Source organism: Thalassotalea sp. G20_0 (assembly GCF_017744175.1).
In the GTDB taxonomy this organism is placed as follows: Bacteria; Pseudomonadota; Gammaproteobacteria; order Pseudomonadales; family Endozoicomonadaceae; genus Endozoicomonas.
The window spans coordinates 1-672 of record NZ_JAGHQV010000400.1; the positions used below are offsets into that span (position 1 = coordinate 1).

Annotated in this window: 1 pseudogene; it reads left to right on the forward strand. The window is 48.7% G+C overall.

Going from position 1 to position 672, the window contains the following annotated elements:
- Positions 1–203, forward strand: a pseudogene (locus J7438_RS26725) (IS110 family transposase); the annotation flags it as partial.
- Positions 204–672 lie beyond the last annotated feature (469 nt).

Consider the following 672-nt stretch of genomic DNA (forward strand, 5'->3'; position numbering starts at 1 on the left):
CTTACCTGCGAACCCTGTTGACACACAGTGGCAGAACCGTTGTCAGGGTAGTCGACAAACACGACGATCGCCGTAATAACTGGATTAAAGAGCTTGATCAGCGTAGGGGCAAGAATATAACAGCAGTAACTGTTGCCAATAAAAACGCTCGCATTGCCTGGGCTGTGTTAACCTGGAAAGAGCCTTACAAGGCAGCAGCATGAACCATGAACATAGGTATTTTAATATTAAACATTTGTCGTTAGACAAGAAAAGCAAAAGCGGTTAATCAGTGTAAGAAGCCTGCAACGTGTTGCGCTCCCTTGAACCTGACCGGGGTCAGGGTCCGTAGAGGCCGAAGTCCTGATGAGGTGGGAGTGAGCGGACTCCATCAGGGCCAGAGGCATTGAGACCTCTGTTTTCAGAAATTATGAATACATCAGTTTTAAGGCTGTGGCAGTTGACGTGTATTCATCTGGAGTAGCTGCTGCGGTGCACTATCCAGTAACACACCCCACAGCCAGGCTGCCTGGAACTTTACCGGGCTGACAAGGTCGTACTCTATCGTTGTCATTCTCAAACGATTCTCCAATTGGAAACAGGGAGGACCTCCAAACAAACCATGCAGTCACCTTCCTCCTCAGCAACCGCAGATACTGTATCCCGGTTAACATCCACTGAAGCTGGAAGAGA